The following is a 21,804-nucleotide window of genomic DNA, read 5'->3' on the forward strand; positions in this document are numbered from 1 at the left end:
AGATATGACCCCCACGACCAAAGAAGCGCAGCGCACTGAGCTACATAAGACAATTTGGCGCATCGCAAATGACCTCAGAGGGTCGGTCGACGGGTGGGACTTCAAAAGCTATGTGCTCGGCATGCTCTTCTACCGGTTCATCTCGGAAAACCTCACTACGTACATCAACGCCGGCGAACACAAAGCCGGTGACGCTAGTTTCAATTACGCCGTTCTCCCCAACTCGCAGGCAGAGTTCGGCCGCACCGAGACGGTCGTGGAGAAGGGCTTCTACATACTTCCATCTGAGCTGTTCCAGAACGTCCGCAAGCGGGCCCAGAACGATGCGAACCTGAACGAGACCCTGGCCAGGGTCTTCAAGAACATTGAGGGCTCCGCAGTTGGCACTGGTAGCGAAGACGACATTAAGGGCTTGTTCGATGACCTAGACGTCAACAGCTCCAAGCTAGGCAACACCGTTGCCAAACGCAACGAAAAGCTCGTGAAACTTCTGGACGCCATCGGGGACCTGCCGCTGGGCAACTTCTCCAACAACTCCATTGACCTGTTCGGCGACGCCTATGAGTACCTCATGCAGATGTACGCCTCCAGCGCAGGCAAGTCCGGCGGCGAATACTACACGCCGCAGGAAGTCTCTGAACTGCTGGCCCGCATCACCGTGGTCGGCAAGACCCAGGTCAACAAGGTCTATGACCCGGCGGTCGGATCGGGCTCCCTGCTGCTGAAATTCGACAAGATACTCGGCAAGGGCAATGTTCGCCAGGGCTTTTACGGCCAGGAGATCAACCTGACCACGTACAACCTGGCCCGCATCAACATGTTCCTCCACGACGTGAACTACGAGAAGTTCAACCTCGCCCACGGCGACACCCTCACCGATCCCGCACACTGGGACGACGAGCCGTTCGAAGCAATTGTTTCTAACCCGCCGTACTCGATCAAGTGGGATGGCGACGCGAACCCGCTGTTGATCAACGACCCAAGGTTCGCCCCTGCTGGGGTCCTTGCGCCGAAGTCCAAAGCAGACCTCGCCTTCACAATGCACATCCTGTCCTGGCTGGCCGTCAACGGCACCGCCGCTATCGTCGAATTCCCAGGTGTCCTCTACCGTGGGGGTGCGGAAGCCAAGATCCGCAAGTACCTGATCGACAACAACTACGTCGACGCCGTCATCCAGTTGCCGCCAGATTTGTTCTTTGGCACCACGATCGCGACCTGCATCGTCGTGCTCAAGAAATCCAAGACCGATAACGCTGTGTTGTTCATCGACGCCTCGGCCGAGTTCACCCGCAACGGGAACAAGAACAAACTCACCAAAACACACCAGCAAGCCATTCTCGAGGCCTTCACAGACCGCCAGGACGCAGAACACTTCGCCAAACTCGTGTCGAACGAAGATATCAGCGGGAACGCTTACAACATCGCCGTAACCTCATACGTCGAAGCCGAAGACACCCGCGAAGTCATCGACATCAGCGTGCTCAATGAAGAAATCGCCAGCATCGTCACGCGGCAACAGGAACTGAGGATCTCGATCGACGAGATCGTCGCCGATCTGGAAGGTGCGAAATGAGCCGAATTGATGCTCTGATCACCGAACTATGTCCGGATGGCGTCGAGTTTCAGCCTTTGGGGGAGCTCTGCGTCGTGTTCAGCGGCTATGCATTCAAGTCCAAACTATTCAACACAGAGGGGGTTGGGCTTCCGCTCATTCGAATCAGAGACGTAAATACGGGTGTTTCAGGCACTTACTACTCGGGAGAATTTGATAGTCGATTCATCGTTAGCGACGGTGACATTCTGATTGGAATGGACGGCGATTTTCGTGTCACTCGGTGGTCTCACGGAAAAGCGCTCTTGAACCAACGTGTTTGTCGGCTCCAAGACTTCGCAGACACTCTAGAGCCTAAGTTCATGTACTACTACGTCCAAGGTGAACTAGATCGAATTCACCTTGGTATCCAAGCGTCGACTGTCAAGCACTTATCGTCAGGGGACCTAGGCAATTCGCCAATTCCCGTCCCGCCACTTCAAGTACAGCGGGAGATTGTACGGATCTTGGATCAGTTCACCCAGCTCGAAGCGGAGCTCGAAGCGGAGCTGGAAGCCCGCCGCCGCCAATACGAGCACTATGCGGGTGTTCTTCTGGAGAGCGACGAGGATGTTCCTCGAGTCAGGTTCGGCGACGTCGCTACGATCGTTCGAGGTGCATCGCCGCGCCCGATCCAACAATTCATCGCTGACAGTGCTGACGGTGTCCCCTGGATCAAGATCGGGGATGTTCCTGCGCGCGGCAAGTACATCACGGACACGGCACAACGTGTCACACCGGAGGGCGCCGCGAAGTCGCGCCGCGTGCGTCCGGGTGACTTCGTTCTCTCGAATTCGATGAGCTTTGGACGACCATACATCTCCAAGATCGACGGATACATCCATGATGGTTGGCTCGCGATTAGCGCGTTCGAGGAGTCATTTGTTTCCGACTATTTGTATTACTTGCTGCGATCAACTCCTGTGCAGGAAGAATTTTCGCGTCGTGCTGGCGCTGGCACGGTCAAGAACCTCAATGCCGCTATCGTGCGCTCAGTTGAGATTCCCCTCCCGACGAAGGAGAGGCAAAAGCAGGTAGTCGAGCTGCTGGACAAGTTCGATGCGCTCGTGAATGACCTCAGTGTTGGTCTTCCTGCTGAGCTTGCGGCTCGACGGAAGCAGTACGAGTACTACCGTGATTGCTTGTTGACGTTCGAGGAGGCGGCCGCATGAACGAGCAGTATCAACCGACGCACAAAGATGCGGTATTGGCGGCAATTCAGCAACATGGTTTGACAGTCATGCCAACGCCGAAGTTGCCTCCAGTGCTCCTTGAACATGTCCTCCTGAAGGACACAGTCTTCGTCCGGGGGTCGAAGTCGCGTGAGATGGTGTCTATCGTCTTCTCCGGTCACGGAGATATCGAGGGTTTCGAAGTCCCGCCCGGTACATTGCCTGGAGAACTCGCGGACCTGACCGAGGTCACGCAGGTTCCAGACGGGAATCCGCTGTTGGAGTCATTGTCTTCAGCCGATCTTCTGTTGCTTCTCACGGACGTGGTATTTCCGGAGATGACGGCATGAGTGAGGCGACTGGGCGGAAGTATGATCCGATTGCGGTCTCCAATGAGAGCACTGTCGTCTCAGAGTATGTGCCTGATGCGAAGGCTGAAGCCTCATATCAGTCGGAAGCTGACCTTGAGCGCGAGCTGATCAGGCTTCTCCAGTCCCAGGCGTACGAGTACCTACCAATTACCTCCGAGGAACAACTAGTCGCGAATGTGCGTACCCAGTTGGAGGTGTTGAATGGCATTACGTTCTCGGACGTTGAGTGGGAGCAGTTCTTTTCCGAGCGTGTCTCGGGGGCGAATGACGGCATTGTAGAGAAGACGGTGCGCATCCAGGACGATCATGTCCAGCTGCTGAAGCGCGATGACGGGTCGGTCAAGAACATCACGCTGATTGACAAGCAGAATATCCACAACAACCGCCTTCAGGTCATCAATCAATACGAGATCCCACAGGGCGAGGGCGGTGGGACCTACGCAAACCGGTATGACGTGACGGTTCTGGTCAACGGGCTGCCAATGGTCCACGTCGAACTCAAGCGCCGCGGCGTGGATATCCGTGAGGCGTTCAACCAGATCGACCGCTACCAGCGGGATAGCTTCTGGGCAGGCTCTGGCCTGTTCGAGTACGTTCAGTTGTTCGTGATTTCCAACGGCACGTTGACGAAGTACTATTCCAACACCACGCGTCGCCAGCATTTGAGCGAGTCTGCAGGTTCGAAGCGGGTCCGCAAGACCTCCAATTCTTTTGAGTTCACTTCGTGGTGGGCGGATGCGCAGAACAAGCCGATCACCGATCTTTCGGCGTTTGCGAAGACGTTCTTCGCCAAGCACACGCTGCTGAACATCCTGACCAAGTACTGCGTGTTGACTGCCGATAAGATGCTGCTTGCCATGCGCCCGTACCAGATCGTCGGCACAGAGCGGATCTTGCAGAAGATCGAGATCGCCACCAACTATAAGAAGCTAGGCACCATCGGGGCTGGTGGGTATGTGTGGCACACGACCGGGTCAGGCAAGACATTGACGTCGTTCAAGGCGGCCCAGCTGGCCTCGAAACTGCCCTCTGTGGACAAGGTGTTGTTCGTGGTGGACCGCAAGGATCTGGACTACCAGACCATGCGTGAATATGACCGGTTTGAAAAGGGTGCCGCTAACTCGAACACCTCCACCGCCGTCCTGAAGAAGCAGCTGGAGAATCCAAGTGCACGGATCATTATCACCACGATCCAGAAGCTCTCTACCTTCATCGACGCGAACAAGGGCCATGCGATCTACGCCGGCCATGTCGTTCTCATTTTTGACGAGTGTCACCGGTCCCAGTTCGGTGACATGCATACGGCAATCACCAAGGCGTTCAAGCGGTACAACCTGTTTGGGTTCACCGGCACTCCGATCTTCGCAGCCAATTCTGGCAGCGGTGGGAACCCGCAGCTGAGGACTACCGAGCAGGCGTTCGGTGACAAGCTGCATACGTACACGATCGTGGATGCGATTACGGACAAGAATGTGTTGCCGTTCCGCATTGACTACGTGAACACGGTCAAGGTCGGCAACGTAGTCGACAAGCAGGTTTCATCGATCGACACCGAAAAAGCGTTGCTGGCTGACGAGCGGATCTGCAAGATCGTGGAGTACACCCGCGAGCACTTCGACCAGAAGACCAAACGCGCCGAAGGCTACACGCTCGGGGAAAAGCGGGTGCGCGGGTTCAACGCCCTGTTCGCCACTGCGTCGATCAACGCCGCCCGCACCTACTACCAGCACTTCCGGGACCAGCAGAAAGCGCTGGTTCCCGACAAACGGCTGAAAATCGGGCTGATCTACTCCTACGGTGCGAACGACCCTGTGGAAGACGGTGCCTTGGAAGAAGAAGGCTTCGACACCAGCGCGCTAGACACCGACGCCCGCACGTTCCTGGAAACCGCGATCCAGGACTACAACGCCGTTTTCGGCACCTCGTTCGATACCAGCGCCGATAGATTTCAGAACTACTACAAAGACCTGTCCCTCAAGCTCAAGCAGCGCGAGATAGACCTGGTGATCGTGGTCAACATGTTCCTCACCGGATTTGATGCGACCACCTTGAACACCCTGTTCGTAGATAAGAACCTGCGCGCCCACGGTCTGATCCAGGCCTACTCGCGCACCAACCGCATCTTGAACTCCGTGAAGACCTACGGCAACATCGTCTCGTTCCGTGATCTGGAGGAGCAGACCAATGATGCGATCGCACTGTTCGGTAACAAGGATGCCCGTGGGGTCGTGCTGCTCAAGCCATACGGTGAGTACTATAGCGACTACGCCGAGAAAGTGACCGAGCTCTTGGTTGGTTTCCCGTTGGGGTCCCCGATCATCGGCGAGTCAGCACAAAAGGAATTCATTTCTCTGCTCGGTACCATCCTGCGCCTGCAGAACATTCTCACCTCGTTTGATGAATTCACCGGAAACGAAATCCTCAGTGAACGGCAGGGGCAGGACTACCGCAGTGTGTACCTGGACCTGTACGCGGACTTCCGTAAGGGCACGGACGCCGAGAAGGAGCAGATCAACGACGACATTGTCTTCGAGATCGAGCTGATCAAACAGGTCGAGATTAACGTCGATTACATCCTGATGCTCGTCCAGAAATACCGGGCCGAGCACGGTGACGGTGACGACAAGGAAATCCGCGCAGAGATCACCCGCGCGGTGGATGCCAGCCCCACCCTGCGCAACAAGAAGGACCTCATCGAAGACTTCGTCGACTCTCTTTCTGCCGATGGAGAGATTGACCAGGAATGGCGGGCATTCATCGCCGCCAAACGTGAAGCTGAGCTCGAGACCATTATTGAAGAGGAGAACCTCCGGCCGGAGGAAACCCGCGACTTCGTGCAGACCGCCTTCCGGGACGGTCAAATCCACACCACCGGAACAGCCATCACCAAGGTTCTTCCGCCAGTTTCGCGCTTCTCCTCGGACGGCGGCCACGGAGAGAAAAAACAAAACGTCATCACGAAACTCGGTGTGTTCTTCGAGCGTTTTTTTGGTTTGGGATCGAGGGATAGCTAGTTACGACCACTAAAGCCGGACTCCTGTGATCGGAAAGCTGAGGCCTAAGACTTGGACCATGAATACAGCCCACTGTGCCGTCTCAGAAGTGGCAGTAGCCTTTAAGGAGGTGGAACAGGATACGCCTGAAAGGGACAGTGCAGGGGTTGAGGACGTTTTCGGCTACCCGTGATCCACGGCTTACTGCTCATCTGTTTGTCGGGGAGAACCCTGAAGATTTTCGTAGGCTACGATCTGTCTATGGATACTGACAACTCCGAAGGCGGCCGCGGAGCCGCCGCCGATGGGGACGCTGGCAACGATGCCGATGATCCTTCCACGCGCTCGGAAGGGTTTGTCGATCTCCGTCTGAGTGGCGGAAGGTTCGAGCGGCTCGGATTCCCGGTGAACGGGCTTATCGAATTGGAGCGCCTCGAAGCTCTCATCGAAACGGTAGCGAAGGCTCTCTGGAAGAGAGCCAACCCAGATAGGGCTCGTGTCCCTAAGAATTTCACGTCGTCCTTCGATCTGAGACTGGTCCGGGTGAAACCCGGCAGCGTAATCCCAGTTCTTGAGCGATCCGAAAAGGACCAGGGGCTATTGGGTGCTGACTTCGCGGATTACTTCGACTTGAGTATGGAAGTCATCGAGGAAGCTTTCGCTGGCATCGTCAACAATCTGGTTCTCCCCGAAAACTTCCCCGATGAAGCTGCGGCTGCAATGGCTCGATTCGGCTCTTCGTTTCAAGAAGACGAGCTAGCCATCTTCCGAAGCGGGGCCGCAGATCCTATTGTGTACTCCTCATCCATCCGGAAAAACTTTTTCGGAAGCGTGCGAAACAGTCTGGTTGTGCAGGACGGATCAAGAGTCGGGCGAGTCAGTGCTCTGGACGTAGATGAACAAACATTTACATTCGCGCCGACCAATTCCACAAAGGTCCCGGGGGTCTATCAGGATCCTCAGCTGTGGGCCGATCTACATGAGGTTCTCAGGCAAGAATCTGATAACTGCTGGGTTCGACTCCAGGGAACCTTCAGGATCAGACCCGACTCATCAATCCATTCCGTCGCCGACGTAGCTTCAGTAGAGGTGTTCGATGTTCCGGACACCGAATGGGGACGCCGACTATTAGAACTGGCGGACCTCCAGGACGGCTGGATTGAAGAAGGCGAGGCTGTAGCCACACCGAGTCTTGAATTTGCGCGAGATGTCCTAAAAACCCTTGAGGCCAAGTATCTACGTCCGGGCATCTTCCCGACTCCCGCCGGAGGAGTTCAGCTTGAATGGAGCGCCGACGGGAGTCGCTATGTGATTGCAGTCAGTTCAGAAGCTGAGCTCGAAACACGGCGCTCGAACCGACAGACCCGGTCCCGAGTCGAAGGGAACCCGGAGGATATGGAAGCCTTAGTCAAAATTATTGAGGAGTGGGTATCTTGACGGTCAACCCCGTCCCGCAACGGATTTGGCCCCGGCCTCCCTCTGGTGCGCAGCAGCTGACGAACCAAGACGAACTATTGCTACGGCAGGTTCATCCCCGCTACGTAGATGGCCAAGAGATAACGGAGCAAGCGTTTCATCCTGGATCCTCAAGCCTGCAATGTTCCTGCAGCCGCGAAAGTTTCCAGACTCCTCAGGGCGCCTACGACCACCACACAGGAAAGCTCAACCTTCAGTCCGCCGGCACTTGCGCTGTCTCGGTTAGTGAAGTCGTGGCAGCCGGCAGCCGAGCCGTAGACGACTCGGCCATTCAAACGTTCGTACCACCCACACCCGGGCACACGTACATCGACTTTGACGGGCTTACCAAGAGCGAGCGTAGTTTCCTTCGTGACGATCTGGCCGATGCGGCTACGACTAGGGGATTCATCTACAAGCCCTGAAATCTGACGGAGGTTATGCCCCAGCCACCTGTCACAAGTCCACAAATAGCCGCTGGCAGGGAAAACAGACTCCAACGTGTCACAGAAATGTTCCCCCGTGACTCCTTACGGCACAATAAGATCCGTTTTCTGCAGCGACCCCTGGGAGAGCGGAATGGCAAAATGTGATATCTGAAGTTGTTTGAAGGTGTTCGCGATCCGCCGATACCGCGATATCTGAAGCCACGGACGTAGTTGACTTCAGATATTCACTATTATCTGAAGTTGGAGCATGGACTGTCTCGGGAGTACTTGGGTCCCACCCAAGTAAGCACTGCCCCTTTCAGGCGTATCCTGTTCCACCCCCTTTAACGACCGTCACTGAACATCGTTCCCGTCGAGTGCGGCCCGGGCTCGATCGGTGTCATGGAGGTTAGCGGCGTACTTCTCCTGGTTCTCGATCTGACGACGGTAGTAGTCCTGTGCGCCCTGCTTCGTAATCCTCAATGCCGTCCCGATCGCCTCCCATGTCGCGCCGGCCTCGCGGGCCGCTTGCATGACGTACCAGCGTCGACCAATAAGGAGGTTGACGGCGGCTGCATTTGCGGCAAGCGCCTCGATTGCATCCACCTCAGGGATTTGGTCGAGAGCAGATTGTGCCACCTCCGCATCGCCGCCCCGGTCGACAACTCTCTGCCACATTTGTCGCGATTCATGTGCGTCCCACGCTTTGATGTATTCGCTAACGTCGGGCGGGAGGCGGTGTGTGTCGTCGTTTTCCATACGTCCAGTCAACTTGACGAGAAAATGCGCGTCAAGGCCTCTTGACGTTCTTTTTTGAGACGGACCAAAAACGATCGTTTGTCGACGCATAATTGTGAACCGCAAAAACTGCCTCCAAAGGTAGTCACAAACCAAGTACGAAACATGTATGCTCGTTCCAAGACCTTGACACGGTTTCTGACCCACAAGGAGGAGATCAACATGGAACGGCCAGAAAGCCTGGACGGCGTGGAGGAACCACGCATGGTCCCTGAGGGCGTCTCTCTTGGATACGCACGCGTGTCCACTCGCGATCAGTCCTTAGAGAGCCAGCGTCAGCAACTCACGGACGCAGGTTGCTATGACGTGTACGCCGATCACGGGAAATCAGGGGCGACGATGACACGCCCCGAGCTGGACGCCTGCCTGCGTGCCCTGCAGCCCGGGAACACACTAGTGGTCACCAAACTGGACCGCCTTGGCAGGACCGTGCGTGGCTTGGTGGAATTGCTGGACACCTTGAAGGACCGCAAAATCGCCTTCCGTTCGTTGAGCGAAGGCATCGACACCACCACCATGCAGGGCCGGATGATGTTTAGCATCATCGCCGCAGTGGCCGAGATGGAGCGCGAGCTCATTCGTGAACGCACCATGGCAGGGTTGGCCGTGGCGGCTGGCAAGGGTGGCCGGCCACCGAGGTTGCAGCCTCATGATGTGCGCGAGGCACGCAGGCTGAGGGAACGCGAGGAATGGTCCCTTGACAGGATTGCTGCCAAATTCAAGGTCAGTCGATCCACTATTATTCGTGCGCTGCGCCAAGACGGCTTAGCAGGCGATGGATACGCTGGTACCAAACCAGCTAACTCAACCCGGGAGTCTACCGATGGCCAGAGCACGCAAAACCCAGATTCAGGGCCAAATATCTCTTGATGATTTTCTCTTTCCAGAACCAGAGGAGGTTCGCAATGAACACATACGGCAAGTTCGCGCAGGACACGTGGAAGATGTTGGCCCCGCGCCAGTACGAGCTGATAGTGAACCCGGAGGAATGGTTTACCAACCTGGGGAAGGAAGCGGAGAACGCGGTGGGGGACCTGTCGGTGAAAATCGCGGGAAAGGACCTGCAGGGGGAGAGCTACCTGGAGAAGGTAGGTCGGTTGAACGCGGCGAAAACGCAGGCCGAGGAAATCGTGAGAGTAGAGATGCTGACGCCGCAGGCCGAGGAACTGACGGAGGACGAGGACCAGGAGCCGAGCGAGATGAGCCTTCACCTCCAGTTCGTGAAGGAAATGAGAGAACTGCAACAGCAGGCGACAGAAGAACTGGACCAGTTGGACAGGGACAGCCACCTGAATCAGTAGCCGCACCGGCGCGGTTCATTCCCGCAGGCCAGGATGCCCTGGCGCCTTCAGGAGCGAGGGCACGCTTCCAGGCAAACCTTGATGCCCTACGTACCTTGCGAGCACTGCAAGCAGACGAGCGGGCGGCCACCGGAGGGGAGAAGGAAATTCTTGCCCGGTGGGGAAGCTGGGGAGCTTCGGGTGTCGCGGAGGTCTTTGATGAAAACCGGGCTGAGTTCGCTGCTGACAGGGCCGAGTTGCGCGAATTACTCACCGAGGATGAATACCGCGCAGCCAACCGCACGGTCATCAATGCCCACTACACAGACCCGGCACTGGCCACCGAAATATGGCAAACGCTGCAAAGTCTGGGCTACGAGGGCGGGAACGTCCTGGAACCGGGCTCTGGGGCGGGCACCTTCATTGGCTTGGCCCCACAAGGTACCACCATGACCGGCGTAGAGCTGGACCCAGTCACCGCAGGCATATCTCAGGCTCTCTACCCAGAAGCCACCATCCGCTCCGAGTCCTTCGCAGATTCGCAATTCGGAAGTGGACGCTTCGACGCAGCCGTAGGCAACGTGCCTTTTGGCAGGAACATCCTGCACGATACGACCCACAACCAGGGCCGACACTCGATGCACAACCACTTCATCATTAAATCTTTGGACCTCACCCGGCCAGGCGGGATGGTCGCAGTCATTTCCTCAGCCTTTACCCTCGATGCACAGAACCCCGCAGCACGCCGAGAAATCTACGAAAATGCGGACCTTTTGGGTGCGGTACGCCTGCCCAACGGCGCTCACCGGAGGTCAGCCGGCACTGATGCCCTGACTGACGTACTTGTCTTTCGCCGCCGTCTGCCCGGGGAGGAACCAGGAAACGCGGCGTGGATTACGTCGCATCCGGTATCCACAGCATCCGGGGTCGATGCACGCATCAATGACTACTTCACCCAGAACCCGGATAAGGTGCTGGGAGAAATTGAAGTAGGCAACGGTATGTACGGCACCGCCACAGTGAACGTACGCACCAAGGACTTGCAAGCAGTCCCAGCACAGCTGCACGAGCAGTTGCAGGAGATTGCGACAACGGCCGTAAACGCCGGGCGGGGTTTCGGCCAAGACCAGCGCTCCCCCGAGGTGCGGGCCGCCGCGAGCCTGCCGCTGTCCCCAGCCACCGAGCAGGTAGGACATATTGCGGCCCTTGAGGACGGCACCTTCACCCAAGTGAACCTAGCCAGAGTCACCGAGCAACTGAGCGTCCCGGCCACCCAACAAGCAGAGCTTCGCGCACTACTGGGCTTGCGCGATCGTGCACGCGCCGTGTTGACCTTGGAAGCATCCAACGTCGAGGATACCGACGAGCTGACAACAGCACGGGCGGATCTAGCCGTTAAGTATCAGGAATATGCAGACAAGTACGGTCCCATCAACCGGTTCGGGGAGCGGCGCACCGGACGCGCCGAAGAAAACGGGCAGGAGATCATGGCCCGGACTCAACCCCGTGTCATGGCGACGCTGCGCAAAGACCCCTACGGTCCCTTAGTGACGGCACTTGAATACTTCGATGAGGGAACACAGAAAGCTAGACCCGCAGCGTTACTCAAGGAACGCCAAGTACAGCCACGCAAACCCGTCCTTGGCGTCGACAACCCGGCAGATGCCTTGGCAGTGACCCTGGAGACCACCGGGGAAGTGGATTTGGAGAACATCGCCTCTTTGCTGGGCATCGAACAAGAAGAAGCGCGTGAAGCCCTCGGAGACTTGGTTTATGACATTCCCGGAGAACCGGGTGCCATGGAAACACGGGCCGAATACCTCAGTGGCAATATCCGCGAAAAGCTCGACGCAGCCACCGAAGCGGCTGCCGACGATCCGTCCTATCAACGCAACGTCACGGACCTCCACAATGTGATGCCACGCCCACTAGGTGCAGATGAAATCGAAGCCAAGATCGGTTCGGTATGGATCTCCCCAGACATCCACGCACAGTTCCTACAACAACTGATCAAAGACCCTCGCGCCCATGTGGACCGCGCCAGCGGCGCGAACTGGGATGTAAAAGCCAGCAAACACACCTTTCAGGCCCGTAATGACTGGGGTACCGACCGGATGCCCGCCGGAGACATTTTCAAGAACCTGCTGGAACAGCGCCGCGTCCAGGTCACCGACCCCGACCCAGACAACCCCGAGAGCACCCGGCGCATCGTGAATCCCACAGAAACCACGGCTGCGCAAGAAAAGGCACAGATGATCAAGGACCGGTTCAGCGAATGGGTCTGGGAAGACCCGGCACGCACTGTTGCTTTGACCGATGAATACAACCGCCGCTTCAATTCCCTGGTCCTGCGTGATTACACCATCGAAGGTGAACGACTAACACTGCCTGGGCTGGTGAAGTCTTGGAAACCGCGACCTCACCAGCGCGCCGCGGTCGCCCGCATGATTTCAGAACCCTCCGTAGGACTCTTCCACGAAGTTGGAGCAGGCAAAACTGCCGAGATGGCCATGGGAGCAATGGAACTACGCCGTCTTGGAATGACGAACAAGCCGGCCGTTGTCGTTCCCAACCACATGCTGGACCAGTTCGCCCGGGAATGGCTACAAATCTATCCCCAAGCACGCATCCTGGCCGCGTCGTCGGCCGATTTGAAAGGGGAAAAGCGCCGGGAGTTCGTCGCCCGCGTCGCGGCCAATGACTGGGACGCGGTCATTATGACTCGCACAGCCTTTGAACGCATCGAGCTGTCTCCTGCGTCGGAGCAGGCTTACATGAACCGCGAGACGGAACGCATGCGCCAAGAACTGGCTGCCACCAGTGCCCGGGCAGCTGAACGCGGCGAAAAGTCGATGACGGTCAAGAAGATGGAGGCACGCCTCCAAGCGCGAGAAGAAAAGATGAAGACCAGGCTCGATAGGCCTGTGGACCCAGGTATCACCTTTGAGCAGACGGGCATCGACTACTTAATCGTTGATGAACTACACGACTTCAAGAACCTCGATACACCTTCCAATATCAGCGACGCCGCCATTGATGGCTCTAAGCGAGCCTCGGACCTACACGCGAAGATCGAATACTTACGCGAAACGCACGGCGACCGGGTCGTCACCGGTGCTACGGCAACCCCGATTGCCAACAGTGTCACCGAAATGTACGTGATGATGAGGTACCTGCGTCCGGACCTCTTGGAAAAAGCGGGCATTCACGACTTTGACACTTGGGCAGCAACATTCGGTGAGGTCGTCTCCGAGATGGAAATGTCCGTAGCCGGTGGAGATAACTTCAAGATGAAGGAACGGTTCGCCAAATTCCAGAACGTCCCTGAGCTCTTGAAAATGTTCCACACCTTCGCGGACGTCAAAACCGCCGAAGACCTCCAGCTACCCGTACCAAAAATGGCTGCACGCGACGATGGAAAACGACTCCCGCGGATGGTCACTGTGGAACCCAGCGCAGAGCTGACGGACTACATTGCGGACATCGGGAAACGCGCTGAAGCCGTCCAGCAACGACTGATCGACCCACACGATGACAACATGCTCAAAATATCCAGCGACGGCCGCAAGGCCGCACTCGATATGCGACTCGTTGATCCGACGCTGGAGATGCTGGAAGGAGCCACTAAAACAAGTGCAGCGGCGGACCTCATCACCGGGGTTTATGAGAAAAACAAGGACCGCATCTACCAAGACCCTGCCACCGGCGGAGACCACCCAACCCCTGGAGCCCTGCAAATCGTGTTCTGCGATATGGGCACACCGTCAAAGGGCTGGAATGTGTATGACCAGCTCAGAGACGATCTTGTTAGCCGTGGTGTGCCAGCGGAAAAAGTGCGCTTCATGCACGAGGCCAAAAACGATGCCGAAAAGGGCCGGCTCTTTGCCGCCTGCCGCAGCGGAGAAGTCGCCGTCCTTGTCGGTTCCACACAGAAAATGGGCGTGGGAACCAACATCCAAGACCGGGCAGTGCACCTAGTGGATATGGACGCTCCCTGGCGGCCTGCTGACGTTTCCCAACGCCATGGGCGGGTTATCCGTCAGGGGAACCAAAACCCCGAAGTCGACATATCCCAGGTGGTCACCAAAGGATCGTTCGACACCTTCATGTGGCAGACCTTGGAGCGGAAATCGCGCTTCATTGACCAGATCATGCGCGGCAAACTGGACGTGCGCGAAATCGAGGATGTTGGAGAAAATACACTCTCATACGCGGAGGTCAAGGCTATCTCCAGCGGCAATCCATTGATCCTCGAGAAGTCCAAAGCGGACCAAGAACTTTCGCGTCTGGAGAGACTGAGCCGTGCTTGGAATCGCAATCAGTCGTCTTTGGTGCACCGCAAGGACGGCGCCGAGTCAAGGGGGCGCAAGTTGATTGAGAACCTGCCTAAGTTGCAGGAAGCCGTTGCCCGGACGACCGGCGAACTTGGCGGTGAATCGTTTGCCATGACGATCAACGATTCACGCTACAACAAGCGAACCGAGGCCGCAGAAGCACTAGGTTCTTGGGTAAAGGAAAATACGTCGTTTAGGCCTTCGGCGCATGCAGAACGTGATGCGGGTATTGCCGCCACCATAGCTGGTCACAATGTCCGCGTCATGGAGGGTATGGCAATCCTCGGGGACATCAACTCATCACCGGTTCGATTTCACATTGACCAAGCCCCCGGAGTGTACGTGGAAGTTCGCCGGGACGCCGCGTTGAACCCGAATGTGGGACTGATTACCAGACTGGAAAATCAAGTCATGCGTCTGCCCCAAGCAGTCACAAAACAAGAACAAAAGATCGAGGAAGCACGACAAGAATACAGAGATGCCGCAACCGCGCTGAGAGAACCCTTCAAGCACGAAGACGCCTTAAAATCGACCCGATGGGAAGTTGAGCGCATAGGGCGTGAAATGCGCGGTGAAGATGCTCCGCAACCAACTTTCGACGCCGAACTGGAGGCTCTTCGCAAGAGCCACCGTTCAGATTTCCCATCACCTGCTGGACAGCGTCAGACGACACCAGCGTCAGATTCGATGGCCGGTAATACAGTGCGTTCAACAGGTCCCCAACGGAGCGATGGAATGGATAGATAGAACCATGGAGCATTCATTCGCGGATCGAATCGAACCCGACATTGTCAGGGGAAAGATGGACTCCCCGGCTACCGAAGAGCGGGCTCAATTAGAGGGTTGGCTTGCCTCCGGCGTTCCAGACCCGGATACACCCGCGCGGCGACTGTGCGACCAACAAGACAGACAAAATATTTGATTGGTTGTCTGCACGAGGTTACATAACCAATAAAAAAGTGCCGGCATTAGCCGGCCCTTTTCGCTTGCCATAATCCACGGACGAAGGAGGCTGTGCATGACCGCTGCTCGCCCTGCGTGACCTCTTATCGTGTCGGTGCCGTGGCGGTTGTGTGCAGCCGGTCACCTGGTCCCTGTCGTCCACCTGTGTGCAGGAAAAGACCGAAGGATTAATCTTTTGCTGTGCACTTGTGGACGAGAGGCAACTCATCGTTTCGCGCTACCGTGCCACTATTCAGTCAGCTGTGCCAAGTTCTTCTCGTGCCATCTTCGTAGCCTCGTTTGCCGTGTGCACAGCTCGTTTGGCTTGGTTAACTTCTTGTTGAGCACGCTCGGTTAGCGGATCAGACTCCTGGGCCTTTCTCGTGCGGGTTGTTCGCTTGCGCACGCGCAGCTTCTTTTCTGGCTCAGGGAGGCCAGAGCTGCGCAGCTCCTCGACTGTCCAGCCTGCGCCCAGCGCGGCCTGGAACCGCCGAGCATCTTCGTCTTCGGCCTTACTGAGGGCGTCGCGGGCGTCTGCCACGGCTTGGCGAGACTTCACCAGGGCTCGCACTGAATCCATGCGGTTGGTTAGCCGCTTCTGCAGCTCGGCTTCGATTCTCTGGGCATCTATTTGGGTAGCCATGGCACCCAGTCTAGCGCAGCAGGCATTCGGCCCGCTAGGGCGCTAAAGAGAAGGAGCACGGCGCAGCCGTTCACTCACCGTCTGCGAAGGTGAGTTTTCCCGCATGGAGTCACCAGACGGAGCAAGCTATACACTTATGTGCCATAAGTGGGCTTGCACCTCGACTTCGTGTCGAGGATGCGTCACACTGGAAGTGTGATCCCGGAGAATCCGGGGCGCTGCGCTGGGCATGGAAAGGCGGTAAGGCAATGGCTGAGGAACAGAGTTCCAGCCGTCGTTTGAGCCGTCGTCGCCGTGCGAACATTGACGGTCAAACCCAGTACGTGCGGGTGTCCATGTCGGAACAGGAACGCACCCGCCTCTACGTTCTGGAAGAGCAGACCGGACGAAGCCCATCGGAAATCCTGGTCAGTGCTGCCCTTTACGCCCAGTCTTCTGAATCGTTGGCCGAACGCCGCGCTCTGGCCACTGAGTTCATGGCAGCTCGCCGATACCTGGCGGCCCTGTCCAACAATGTGAACCAGCTCGCCAAGCATGCCAATGCCACCGACGAGTTTCCCGACGAGGCACGGGCCGCACTGCGACGGGTCCGCGACATTGCGGAGCGGATCAACAATCTTGTTGACGGGCTGGCCGGCTAATGATTCCGAACATCACTAAGGGCGACCGCATGGCGGGACTGCTGGTCTACCTGGCAGGCTCGGGCCGCGCCAACGAACACACAGACCCGCACCTTGTGACCGGCTCCGCACCGATCATGGCGTGGCACAATGACGACGAACTGGGACGCGACGCGGCCCTGTCCATTGCACATGAACTGGACCAGGCTAAGAACATCCTGGGCGTTGAGGTAAAGGGTGGACATGTCTGGCATTGTTCGCTTAGTCTGCGCGCTGAGGAAGGTGACCTTACCGACCAGAAGTGGGCGGAGATTGCCAACGATTTCATGGACGACATGGGGTTCACTGAGGCAAGCGGCAAAGCGCCTGTGTCGTGGGTGGCCATTCGTCACGGCCACAGCAAGGCCGGCAATGACCACATTCATATTGCTGCTTCCATGGTGCGCGAGGACGGCACCAAATGGAGCAGCCACCTTGACTTCAAAAGGGCACAGGACACAGCACGGTCACTGGAAAAGAAGTATGGCCTAGAAGAACTTTCTCCCGTCTACGCCATGCGAGGCCTGCGCCCGGGCGAACGTGAAGCGGCCGAACGCCGAGGGGCACCAGAACCAGAACGCAGGTCCCTGGCCCGAAAGGTCCGCGCCTGCGCCACGGCGGCACAGGATGAAGCCGAGTTTGTCCGCCGGTTTCGCCACACGGGTGCCATGATCAAACCGCGTTACGCAGCCGGCCGCGACGACGTAGTTGTTGGCTACTCAGTGGCCGAACGTCCCCCCAAGGGGGTTCGTCCCGTCTGGTACGGCGGGGGACACCTTGCCAAGGACTTGACGCTGCCACGACTGCGCAGCGATTGGAACGACAGCCCACAACTTGCGACGAAGGCCGTGGCTGAATGGGGAGCCGCCGCACGTGGCCGGCGTCCGGTCAGTGTCGGGCGGGAGGTCAGCGAACCAGACCCGCAAATGTGGGAGCGGTATAGCGACGAAGTTGCGCAGCTGCGCGAGAGCCTGCGCAACGTTCCGCTGGACGATCACGCGACCTGGGCGCACGTCGCACGGGAGACGTCCGGTGCGTTTGCAGCCTGGTCAACGGCCACCGAGGCTACGCCCGGGCCGCTGGCAGCTGCGGCCGATGAACTCTCCAAGACGGCGCAGCTGCGCCGCTACCCTGTGCGTCCGATCAAGAGTGTTGGACCGTCCGCACGCGGTGCCTCCATGATCCTTATGACGGCGACCATGGGCGGCCAGGGCACAGCGGCGCAGGCCATCATGTTGCGGCAGTTGCTGAACGTTTCCAAGGCCGTCCACGACATGCACAAAGCCTCCAACGACCTGCGCCGCGCACGCCAGATCAGCGAACTGGTGAAGACACAACTCAGTCAGGTGGCAGCCACACTTCCGAGCATTACTGTTCCATCGCCGGCCATTGACAGCGAAGCAGCAGAGGCCGTCAGCATGAGTGCCGCCGGGGAAGTGCCGGCACGTGTGGCTGGCTCCGTAGTGCCACCTAAATACGAACAAGCACGTACCCCCGTAACCACCCGTGGCGGGACCACCCGCCCGGACATTGAGAGATAGCAGCAGGAGGCCAGACCATGAGTGAATCTGACGGTATTGAGGAAGCTATCGAAGGAATGTCCCGCGTCGGGATGACCGTTGCCGGCCGACTTGGCGAACAGCTGGCCAGGGCGCGTGAAACGGCCCTGCGGCGCGCTCAGGCGGCCGAGGAACAGCAAGGGCGTGAACTGCAAGCACGGTTCGATGCTGAACGGGCAGCAGCCCGCGCCCAGCTCGCCCCAGTCATGGACAACCGGTGGTGGGACAACGCCAGCACCAAAGACATTGAACGCGCCCACGAGACAGCCACAGCGTGGAAGGACCACGACCCGACCGCCCGCAACGCCGCCGACACGATCCGGGACCAGGTGCAGCGCAGGTACGGCATGGACGTGACCGAGTTATCCACCCCAACGGCAAGCATCGAGCGAACCGGTTCACAAGACAGTGCGCTGCCGTCAGAACTGGACCAGGCACGCGAATGGTTCAGCCAGAATGACCCCGAGTACTACAAGCAATGGAACCAATCCCACCAGTACGCGGACACCATGGAAGCCAGCCGCAGCGATGAAACTGGACTCATTAGCCGATGGAAGGCCCAGGCCGACCAGCAGCGAGGATCAGGCCGCGAAGAGACCACACAGGCAGCATTGCTCCTGGCAGAAGCAAACAGAGAAGACCTTCACCGCCAGAAGACAACAGCGGAGGAAAACAAGGCAGCCGGACCGGATGCCGGTGCAGGGAAGGATGCAGGCAGCCGAGATGCGAACATGCCGTTGACCGCTGCCGAAGCACGAACACGCATTGACGAACTGGACGTGCAAGCTGAGCGCAACCTAATCAACGCTGACATTCTTGAAGATGCTGATTTGCCAGGGCAAGCAGAATCTCTCAGAGCAGAGGCAGCAGAGCTGGTCAGCGAAAAGTTAAAGATTGCAGAGAGCGCCGGAATCACTGAGGAATACAACGGAACGTCGGAGTCCGAGCGTCATGAGCAAGACCAGTCCCCCGGGTTGCGAGAAGAAGCCGGCGTCAAATACGACTCGGCCGAGCGGCGTGAGGGACTCGCCGCGAGCCTGGATGCTGTTGCCGACAAGGAAGCCGTGCAAGCACGACTGAGTGCTGACCAGGACCAAGGAACACCACCCAGCGCAGCAGTGGCCAAAGCGTTGGGGAAGGCACCAAAAGCACGGAAGTCACGTGGAGTCCCCGGCCTAGCGAAGATCCTGCAAAAGGGCATGAGTCGCTAGCCTGGCGACTCTCCTCGCACGAAAGAGGGTCAGCACCACATGGTGCTGACCCTCTTTCGTGCGAGGCTTCTCAATGTGAGAATCCCTTTCTGCGGCTATCGCTCGTGCTACCAAAGTATGGAAGCCGTCATAGCCAAAAGTCCTTGAACGGGTTTGCATGGTCTAGGGGAACCCAGCACGCAAAACTAGGGCTAATCGGAGGCCTGTCCAGGCTCCATCGGAGGGACGGCCAGAAATTCTTCCGCCGGCAGGTTGACGTACCCCCACAGGTCTTCCGACACCCTGAAAAGACGTGCGCCAATCTCGTCAAGCTCGTCCACTCCACGCAAGGTAATCTCCCAATGCGGCTGCGGGCCGGACGCTACGGGCCTCCCTTTTCTCCGGTGACGGAAGGCCGTTTTGCCCCCAAACATAATCTCTAACACGCTCGCGTGGAGTATCTTGTTGCGTTGCTCTAGTGCAGCTTTCGCTTCCGTGAGCATTGCCAGAATTTCCGCCCTGTCCTCGACTCTGACTGCATCTGAGTCAGTCGCCAGTTTCCTTGCAAGCTGGATCATTGATGACGCGCTCATATTTGCAACCACCGCATGACCGACCTCAGGGTCGAGGTGGTTAATCAGTGACGCACACAAATCCGCAAGGTTTTCTTCCACGGATGCGGCCCAGAGTGCTATCCGGCCTACAGCGGCTTCCCCCTCAGAGGTCATGCCCACCCAGAGGCGGTGCCCCTGTACTTCTGTGTCGTCTTCCATTCTCGTCAGCCTATGCCTTGAAACAGCGGTTGATGTTCCACGCTCTACGGGTCAGCTAAACGCGCAATCCTGTTCTGCCACTACTCAGATCATTGCCCCAGAGCTGCGTGATCCCTGACGAATGGAACCACCTTGTACTTAAGCATTTGGTAAATTTTTGCCTCTTGCTTCCGGCTGAGTTCATCCTTGTTGCGCTTGTTGAACATGTCGAGGAGAAACTGATAGTCATTCTCGCCGTTGCCGTAGTTCCACTGGTCTGCAGGGAAGGCTCCCTCGTCAAGAAGCCATTTCAGCACCGCACGCGAGAAATATTCAGAGGTAAGAGTAATGCGCTCTCCCGCAAGAATGGACTTGCGAAGAGAGAAAAGGTCGCTGAACACGGTGACCTGAAGGTTTAGGTCTTCTCGGCCGAAGTGATTTACACAATGGCTGCCGATTGGAAAAAGCTCAGAGCCGTTTTTGTGGTTCCTGATAGTGAACATCTTGACCAAGTTTTGCTGACCACAGACGCATGCGCCTTCCCCCGTAGGGTGTTCTTCCAGCTCCACAACATTCCACTCAAGAACGGCCCTGAAAAACTCACCGGCCACCGATTCTGACTCCACTACTCGCTTGAGTGTTTCGAAGCTGTCAGATGTCATTCTGTCCCCCCTGCTATCGGCTGTTGATCGGGGTCTGAGGAAGATCGGCACGGAAATTCACGCTAACGACATCCCGGTGTCGATCCTGGCGGGGATAGGGCTTGCGAAAAAGCGAAATGCCCGGCGCAAAGCTGTCGCAGTGTCGGGCAACGATGAGAGCCGCACGTCATCTTTCGTTGGTGACAGGAAGAGGTCACGGAGTGATTGTGCCGGTTTTCTTGCGTTGGCCGCGTTCAACGGCCCGGTAGATGGTGGATCGGCTGATGGAGAATAGTTCTGCCATTTCGGTCATGGTGTATTCCCCGGCGTCGTGCAGTTCGAGGAGGTGAGCTTCCTGCTTCGCGGTGAGCTTGGGTTGCTTCCCTCGGAGTCGGCCGTTGGCCTTGGCGACTTTCATGCCTTCGCGGGTCCGCATGCTGATGAGGTCGGCTTCGAACTCGGCGATCATCGCCAGGACGTTGAACAGTAGTTTGCCCATGGGGTCGGTGGGGTCATGGACGGAGCCGCCGATGCTGAGTTTAATTTCGCGACTGGCGAGGTCGTCTGCAATTTCGTGCGCGTCCCGGACGGACCGGGCCAGGCGGTCAAGCTTGGTAATAACGAAGGTGTCCCCGGCCCGGCACGCGGCGAGGGCTTCACGGAGTCCGGCGCGATTCTTGTTCCTGCCGGTAAAGCCATGATCAACATAGATCCGTTCCGGCTCAACGCCGAGGGATGCCAGAGCATCACGTTGGGCGGTGAGGTCTTGCTCTTCCGTGGACACGCGTCCGTAGCCGACCATGATCTTAGACATGTAGATCAGTGTGTCACATAAGGCCCCGTCACCGGACAGTTCACCGTACACCCTATACGGACACTACATAGCCCACCATTAGCAAAGCAGCAGGTCAGCGGCAGGTGTGTCCGGTGGAGGACCCTCTTGCGGGACGTCTCCAAACGCCCCTCTCTTTCGGGACGTCGGCGGCTCAGTTCACC

17 protein-coding genes are annotated in these 21,804 nt (G+C 57.6%); 12 read left to right on the forward strand and 5 right to left on the reverse strand.

Translation table 11 applies throughout. From position 1 onward, the window contains the following. The first annotated feature begins 4 nt into the window (after positions 1 to 4). The 6 genes from ACX80D_RS14955 (at position 5) to ACX80D_RS14980 (ending at position 8,007) form a co-directional block, all read left to right on the forward strand. A complete protein-coding gene (locus tag ACX80D_RS14955) occupies positions 5 to 1,573 on the forward strand; it encodes a type I restriction-modification system subunit M (RefSeq protein ID WP_459323664.1) in 1,569 nt (522 codons plus the stop codon). Beyond that, positions 1,570 to 2,763, forward strand: a complete 1,194-nt coding sequence (locus ACX80D_RS14960; RefSeq protein WP_459323665.1) for a restriction endonuclease subunit S — start codon at positions 1,570 to 1,572, stop codon at positions 2,761 to 2,763. Before ACX80D_RS14955 ends, ACX80D_RS14960 begins: the two co-directional genes overlap by 4 nt. Continuing rightward, complete coding sequence (locus tag ACX80D_RS14965; protein ID WP_459323666.1) at positions 2,760 to 3,113, forward strand: hypothetical protein; 354 nt, start codon at positions 2,760 to 2,762, stop codon at positions 3,111 to 3,113. Before ACX80D_RS14960 ends, ACX80D_RS14965 begins: the two co-directional genes overlap by 4 nt. Then, positions 3,110 to 6,148, forward strand: coding sequence for a type I restriction endonuclease subunit R (locus ACX80D_RS14970; protein ID WP_459323667.1), 3,039 nt, complete (start codon positions 3,110 to 3,112; stop codon positions 6,146 to 6,148). Before ACX80D_RS14965 ends, ACX80D_RS14970 begins: the two co-directional genes overlap by 4 nt. Before the next feature lie 168 nt (positions 6,149 to 6,316). Further along, the gene (locus tag ACX80D_RS14975) at positions 6,317 to 7,564 is read left to right on the forward strand and encodes a hypothetical protein (protein ID WP_459323668.1); all 1,248 of its coding nucleotides are present in this window, start codon (positions 6,317 to 6,319) and stop codon (positions 7,562 to 7,564) included. 272 nt (positions 7,565 to 7,836) lie between these two features. Continuing rightward, positions 7,837 to 8,007, forward strand: coding sequence for a hypothetical protein (locus tag ACX80D_RS14980; RefSeq protein ID WP_459323669.1), 171 nt, complete (start codon positions 7,837 to 7,839; stop codon positions 8,005 to 8,007). Between the two features lie 357 nt (positions 8,008 to 8,364). On the opposite strand, the gene ACX80D_RS14985 is transcribed toward ACX80D_RS14980, so the two are convergent. Beyond that, positions 8,365 to 8,688, reverse strand: coding sequence for a hypothetical protein (locus ACX80D_RS14985; RefSeq protein WP_459323670.1), 324 nt, complete (start codon positions 8,686 to 8,688; stop codon positions 8,365 to 8,367). 282 nt (positions 8,689 to 8,970) lie between these two features. On the opposite strand from ACX80D_RS14985, the gene ACX80D_RS14990 reads away from it, so the two are divergent. The 3 genes from ACX80D_RS14990 to ACX80D_RS15000 all read left to right on the forward strand — a co-directional run bounded on the left by ACX80D_RS14990 (position 8,971) and on the right by ACX80D_RS15000 (position 15,169). Beyond that, the gene (locus ACX80D_RS14990) at positions 8,971 to 9,678 is read left to right on the forward strand and encodes a recombinase family protein (RefSeq protein WP_459323671.1); all 708 of its coding nucleotides are present in this window, start codon (positions 8,971 to 8,973) and stop codon (positions 9,676 to 9,678) included. Positions 9,679 to 9,713: 35 nt separating this feature from the next. After that, positions 9,714 to 10,109 carry a TnpV protein gene (locus ACX80D_RS14995; RefSeq protein ID WP_459323672.1) on the forward strand — a complete coding sequence of 132 codons (396 nt, stop codon included), beginning with the start codon at positions 9,714 to 9,716 and terminating at the stop codon, positions 10,107 to 10,109. Positions 10,110 to 10,204: 95 nt separating this feature from the next. Next, positions 10,205 to 15,169, forward strand: coding sequence for a helicase-related protein (locus tag ACX80D_RS15000; protein WP_459323673.1), 4,965 nt, complete (start codon positions 10,205 to 10,207; stop codon positions 15,167 to 15,169). 448 nt (positions 15,170 to 15,617) lie between these two features. Here the strand turns inward: ACX80D_RS15000 and ACX80D_RS15005 are convergent, their stop codons facing one another. Then, positions 15,618 to 16,007: a hypothetical protein gene (locus ACX80D_RS15005; protein ID WP_459323674.1), complete on the reverse strand. Its 390-nt coding sequence runs from the start codon at positions 16,005 to 16,007 to the stop codon at positions 15,618 to 15,620. A 248-nt stretch (positions 16,008 to 16,255) separates the two neighbouring features. On the opposite strand from ACX80D_RS15005, the gene mobC reads away from it, so the two are divergent. From mobC to ACX80D_RS15020, 3 genes are read left to right on the forward strand one after another with little or no spacing between them, the layout of a single operon-like run. After that, positions 16,256 to 16,648 (forward strand): plasmid mobilization relaxosome protein MobC, encoded by a 393-nt coding sequence (mobC, locus tag ACX80D_RS15010; protein WP_459323675.1) that lies wholly within the window; start codon positions 16,256 to 16,258, stop codon positions 16,646 to 16,648. Then, positions 16,648 to 18,207, forward strand: coding sequence for a relaxase/mobilization nuclease domain-containing protein (locus ACX80D_RS15015; RefSeq protein WP_459323676.1), 1,560 nt, complete (start codon positions 16,648 to 16,650; stop codon positions 18,205 to 18,207). The genes mobC and ACX80D_RS15015 overlap by 1 nt, the downstream gene beginning before the upstream one ends. Positions 18,208 to 18,224: 17 nt before the next feature. Continuing rightward, entirely contained in the window at positions 18,225 to 19,436 is a 1,212-nt protein-coding gene (locus tag ACX80D_RS15020; protein WP_459323677.1) for a hypothetical protein, read from the forward strand. 191 nt (positions 19,437 to 19,627) lie between these two features. Here the strand turns inward: ACX80D_RS15020 and ACX80D_RS15025 are convergent, their stop codons facing one another. The 3 genes from ACX80D_RS15025 to ACX80D_RS15035 form a co-directional block, all read right to left on the reverse strand. Continuing rightward, on the reverse strand, positions 19,628 to 20,188 hold the full coding sequence (locus tag ACX80D_RS15025) for a hypothetical protein (protein ID WP_459323678.1): 561 nt from the start codon (positions 20,186 to 20,188) through the stop codon (positions 19,628 to 19,630). 89 nt (positions 20,189 to 20,277) lie between these two features. Then, positions 20,278 to 20,829, reverse strand: a complete 552-nt coding sequence (locus tag ACX80D_RS15030) for a hypothetical protein (RefSeq protein ID WP_459323679.1) — start codon at positions 20,827 to 20,829, stop codon at positions 20,278 to 20,280. A 193-nt stretch (positions 20,830 to 21,022) separates the two neighbouring features. Next, complete coding sequence (locus ACX80D_RS15035; protein WP_459323680.1) at positions 21,023 to 21,622, reverse strand: recombinase family protein; 600 nt, start codon at positions 21,620 to 21,622, stop codon at positions 21,023 to 21,025. Positions 21,623 to 21,804 lie beyond the last annotated feature (182 nt).

The sequence above is a fragment of the Arthrobacter sp. Sr24 genome, assembly GCF_054511175.1.